This window comes from Candidatus Cloacimonadota bacterium (genome assembly GCA_012522635.1).
GTDB lineage: Bacteria > Cloacimonadota > Cloacimonadia > Cloacimonadales > Cloacimonadaceae > Syntrophosphaera.
In genome coordinates this window covers 1-4,427 of sequence record JAAYKA010000122.1, presented here as the reverse complement: position 1 = coordinate 4,427, position 4,427 = coordinate 1, and the positions used below count along the sequence as shown (strand labels likewise).

Below are 4,427 nucleotides of genomic sequence, written 5' to 3'. Positions count from 1 at the left end.
CCCTTCTGCGCCAACTACCTTTGGAAAATTCTGAATGAGCGTGGAAAGAGACATTTTTCAAAAATATCTGCGGGAGTTGCGGCTCGCGGAGCCGGAAGCTTTGCTGGAAAGTTTTGACCTCTATCACAGCCTTTTGCTGGAAGCGAACGCCGGTCTGAACCTCTTTTCCCGCGCCACGCCGCCATCCGAACTGTGGACAAAGCATTTCCTTGACAGCCTGCTGCCTTTGAATTGCGTGGATTTTACAGGTAAAAATGTGCTGGATTTTGGCACTGGTGGCGGTTTGCCTGGCATTCCCATCAAATTGGCTGTTCTGCAGTGCCGCATGACCCTGCTGGATTCCACCCGCAAGAAAATCCTGGCTGTGGAAAAAATGATTGCCAAACTGGAGTTAACAGATTGCAAGACAGTCTGTTCCCGCCTCGAAGATTTTCGGGGAGAAAGCTTTGATCTCATCCTCTGCCGGGCTGTGAAATTGGAGGAACGCTATCACGCGTCCCTGCGCCGGCTTTTGAAGCCAAACGGCCAATTGATTATTTATAAAGCCAGGGAAATCGCAGACATCGAAGCCCTCAAACCCAGGCAGTTATTGCGAGTGGAGCTTCATCACGGCACCCGCGCCATTTTTACTCTGTCCAGAAATAGTTTGAAGAAATGAAGATAATATGGCAAGAATAATTACGATTGTGAACCAGAAAGGCGGGGTGGGCAAAACCACCACCGCGGTCAATGTGGCCGCCGGGCTTGCCGTGCTGGAAAAGAAGACTCTGCTGATAGATTTTGACCCTCAAGGCAACGCCACCAGCGGAGTTGGCATCGATAAAGACAGCTTGAAAACTCAAATTTATGATGCCCTCATCGGTGAGGTTCCCCTGGCCGAAACCGTGATGAAAACAGACACCCAAAATCTGTGGTGCGTTCCGGGGAACATCGATCTCACCGGCGCCGAAATTGAATTGGTGCAGGAATTTGCCCGTGAACACAGGTTGCGTGAAGCCTTGCAGCCGGTTTTACCGGATTATGACTATGTTATAATTGACTGTCCCCCATCTTTGGGTTTGCTCACTGTAAACGCCCTCACCGCCGCGAGCGATCTTTTGGTTCCCATCCAGTGTGAATACTATGCCCTGGAAGGAGTTAGCCAGCTTCTCTCCACCATTCGCCTCATCCAAAAAAGCCTGAATCCAAACCTCAACATCATCGGCATCCTGCTCACGATGTTTGACCGGCGCGTAAACCTTTCCATGCAGGTGGCAAAAGAGGTTCGGCACTATTTCAAAGACAAGGTTTTTCGCACCATCATCCCTCGCAACATCAAACTCACCGAAGCGCCAAGCTTTGGTAAACCCATATTTTTGTATGACATACGTTCTCCCGGTGCCATGAGTTATCTGAATTTGGCGACGGAGATAATCGAAAGGACGGCAAAATCATGAACGAACGTCTTGGACGCGGCCTGAGCGCCCTCATCCCCAACAGCCCTGAAAGCCAATCCCAATCCGGATTGGGCACTCTGCCTGTGAATCAAATCCGCGCCAATCCACATCAGCCCCGGCGCAATTTCGACCCCGAAGCCCTGGCTGAATTGGCTGATTCCATCAAAGCCAACGGCATCATCCAGCCCCTCATTGTGAACAAAACAGAAGGCAGTGAATACGAGCTTATCGCTGGGGAAAGACGCCTCCAAGCTGCCAAACTTGCCGGGTTGGAAAGCGTTCCCGTCGTTATCCGCAGCGTCAGCGAAAAGGAACAGCTCCAGCTCGCCATCGTGGAAAACGTACAGCGGGAAGATTTGGACCCAATAGAGGAAGCGCTTGCCTATCAAACGCTTGCGGATGATTTTTCCCTCAGCCATCAGGAAGTGGCAGCCATCGTTTCGCGCGACCGCGCTACCGTGAGCAACAGTATCCGCCTGCTCAAACTGCCCTTCGAAGTGCGCGACATGGTTTCCGGAGGAATCATCAGCCCCGGTCACGCCCGAGCCGTTTTGGCTGTGGAGCCAGAACTGCAGCGCCAATTCGCGCAACACCTTGTCCAATATCGTCTTAACGTGCGTCAAGCGGAGGAAAAAGCGAAAAGCTTCGCCCGTGATTTAAACAAAAAACCCCTGCCACCAGCCGATTTGGTGCAAACCAAGATTCTCACCCAGGAGCTTCAAAGCGCGCTGGGTTTGAAAGTGAAAATTAACGACCGCGGAGGCAAAGGCAAAATCACCCTCAGTTACAGCAATCCCGAGGAACTTGAAACACTTAGAAAACTGATTAAAAATTCAAAGGAGAACACATGAACAGGATCATCGTTACCGGTGGCGCTGGCTTTATTGGTGCCAATTACATCCATCACCTTTTTGCCGATCCCGATTTCAAGGGAAGCGTGTTAAACTTGGACAAGCTCACCTACGCCGGAAATCGCGAAAGCCTGGAGCCGATTGAAAAGGCTTTTCCAGATCGTTATTTCTTTGAAAAGACAGATATTTGCGACGCCGAGCAAGTTGCCCGCGCTTTTGCGGAATTCAAGCCGGACACGGTGGTAAATTTTGCCGCGGAATCCCATGTGGATCGTTCCATCGATGGACCCATGGAATTCATCCAGACAAACCTTGTTGGCACGGCTGTGATGCTGGATAACGCGCTGCGCTATTGGCGCGGTTTGGATGAAACCGCCAAAGCCAAATTCCGCTTCCATCACGTTTCCACAGATGAAGTTTTCGGTTCACTGGGCGACGAAGGCCTCTTTATCGAAACCACGCCCTACGATCCTTCTTCACCATATTCCGCCTCCAAAGCGGGTTCCGACCACCTCGTGAGAGCTTGGCACCGCACTTTTGGCTTGCCCGTTCTCATCTCGAACTGCTCAAACAACTATGGCGGCTTTCAATTCCCTGAAAAATTGATCCCGCTCATGATACTCAACTGCTTGGAACACAAACCATTACCCGTTTACGGGCAAGGTTTGAACGTGCGTGATTGGCTGTATGTGACCGACCACTGCGATGCCATCAACACCATCGTCCACAAAGGCAAACTGGGAGAAACCTATAACATCGGCGGACACAACGAGATACGCAACATCGACATCGTGAAGGGCATCTGCAAGCTCCTGGACGAAATCCGCCCTTCTGACAAGCTTTCATCTTACACAGAGCTAATCACTTACGTTGCCGACCGCCCCGGTCATGACTTCCGCTATGCCATCGACGCTTCAAAAATCCAAAATGAACTGGGCTGGACACCAAAGGAAACCTTCGAAACCGGCATCCGCAAAACCGTGATGTGGTATCTGGAAAACCAGGATTGGTGGCAGTCCATTCAGCAGCGAAAATATCGCCAGGAACGCTTGGGCTTGGGAAAATGAGACCCTGAAAAATATTGCGGGATTTTGCCCACAAAGCTGTCTTGATAGATAAAACAAGCCCTTTGTCGGAGAAACAAAAATGAAGACAATTAAAAGATATAACACTCTTGCTGCCATGGCGTTGGCGATGTTCGCTCTGGTCATGGCTGGCTGCTCATCAAATTTTTGGCAAAACAGATTTCTGCCCAGTCCTGCCGTGGTGGCGCGTCCTGCCAGTTCCCAGGTTGAAGATGCTGGCACGGATGCCCATTATATTCGCGTGGATGAATACTTCGTGATGGAGCAACCCCTTGCCAATCAGTCTTTTGTGTTTGCCTCTTTAGCCAAAATGCAGGCTCGCCCTTCCCCGGAACATGAGCTGCAGGGACGGTTTTTAAGAATTTTGGACAACGTGTTAATCTGGACCAGCCACTACACAAAAACCCGGGTGGCAAGGGAAAGTGACCTTGTTTTGAACCGGGAGGTATTCTTTTTACAGCTCACCGATGATAATGGGAATTATCGCGCTCCCTTTTCCAGCAATGAAACCCGCAACGGCTGGTGGATAAAAGCCCGCATCACCGATCTCAGCAATAAAAACCATGGCTTCGTTCAGGTTAGCGGAGGATACAGAGTTTACATAAACGCCCTGCGGGTGGAAATGAACTAAATTTTGCCTGGCAGCATTAATATCCACATAACCACAATATAGACAGCTACTTAGATATCCTTCCCGGCGGAAAAACTCCTGCCTGAATTGGGTTGCTGCTCTCTTGCCCCCTTTAGTATTCCTTATGTTTCAAAAGCCAAACATAGGGCACACAGAGGTTTAGAGTCTGGTTGGGTTGAAATTCAGTTGGCTCGTTCAGAGATAGTGGCTCATCCCTGAGCTGAAATCCCCAGTATTATTTGAAAAAACTCCACAAACGCGCATGGTTCAGGCTTTTTTGGCCGGATGTGGAAAACCTTGAGATTTAACTTGACAAGCCCTGCCCATCCAATATTTTGCGTCTATTATCAAATACGAGGTTAGCAGCATGGAACTCAGGCTTGAACAGCTAAAATTCCCATCCGATACGAATATCATCTTGGGT

The 4,427-nt window shown here is 49.9% G+C and carries 5 protein-coding genes; all 5 read left to right on the top strand.

Annotated features, from left to right (window positions below; genetic code table 11):
• The first annotated feature begins 34 nt into the window (after positions 1-34).
• The 5 genes from rsmG (at position 35) to GX135_06330 (ending at position 4,003) form a co-directional block, all read left to right on the top strand.
• Positions 35-658, top strand: a complete 624-nt coding sequence (rsmG, locus tag GX135_06350) for a 16S rRNA (guanine(527)-N(7))-methyltransferase RsmG (protein ID NLN85707.1) — start codon at positions 35-37, stop codon at positions 656-658.
• A 7-nt stretch (positions 659-665) separates the two neighbouring features.
• Positions 666-1,436, top strand: a complete 771-nt coding sequence (locus tag GX135_06345) for a ParA family protein (GenBank protein NLN85706.1) — start codon at positions 666-668, stop codon at positions 1,434-1,436.
• Positions 1,433-2,287 (top strand): ParB/RepB/Spo0J family partition protein, encoded by an 855-nt coding sequence (locus GX135_06340; protein NLN85705.1) that lies wholly within the window; start codon positions 1,433-1,435, stop codon positions 2,285-2,287. Before GX135_06345 ends, GX135_06340 begins: the two co-directional genes overlap by 4 nt.
• Positions 2,284-3,354, top strand: coding sequence for a dTDP-glucose 4,6-dehydratase (rfbB, locus tag GX135_06335; GenBank protein ID NLN85704.1), 1,071 nt, complete (start codon positions 2,284-2,286; stop codon positions 3,352-3,354). The genes GX135_06340 and rfbB overlap by 4 nt, the downstream gene beginning before the upstream one ends.
• A gap of 79 nt (positions 3,355-3,433) precedes the next feature.
• A complete protein-coding gene (locus tag GX135_06330; GenBank protein NLN85703.1) occupies positions 3,434-4,003 on the top strand; it encodes a hypothetical protein in 570 nt (189 codons plus the stop codon).
• Positions 4,004-4,427 lie beyond the last annotated feature (424 nt).

Coding starts and splice junctions, on each gene's coding strand:
- GX135_06340 (NLN85705.1), top strand. CDS start 1,433: ATGAACGAACGTCTTGGACGCGGCCTGAGCGCCCTCATCCCCAACAGC.
- rsmG (NLN85707.1), top strand. CDS start 35: ATGAGCGTGGAAAGAGACATTTTTCAAAAATATCTGCGGGAGTTGCGG.
- GX135_06345 (NLN85706.1), top strand. CDS start 666: ATGGCAAGAATAATTACGATTGTGAACCAGAAAGGCGGGGTGGGCAAA.
- rfbB (NLN85704.1), top strand. CDS start 2,284: ATGAACAGGATCATCGTTACCGGTGGCGCTGGCTTTATTGGTGCCAAT.
- GX135_06330 (NLN85703.1), top strand. CDS start 3,434: ATGAAGACAATTAAAAGATATAACACTCTTGCTGCCATGGCGTTGGCG.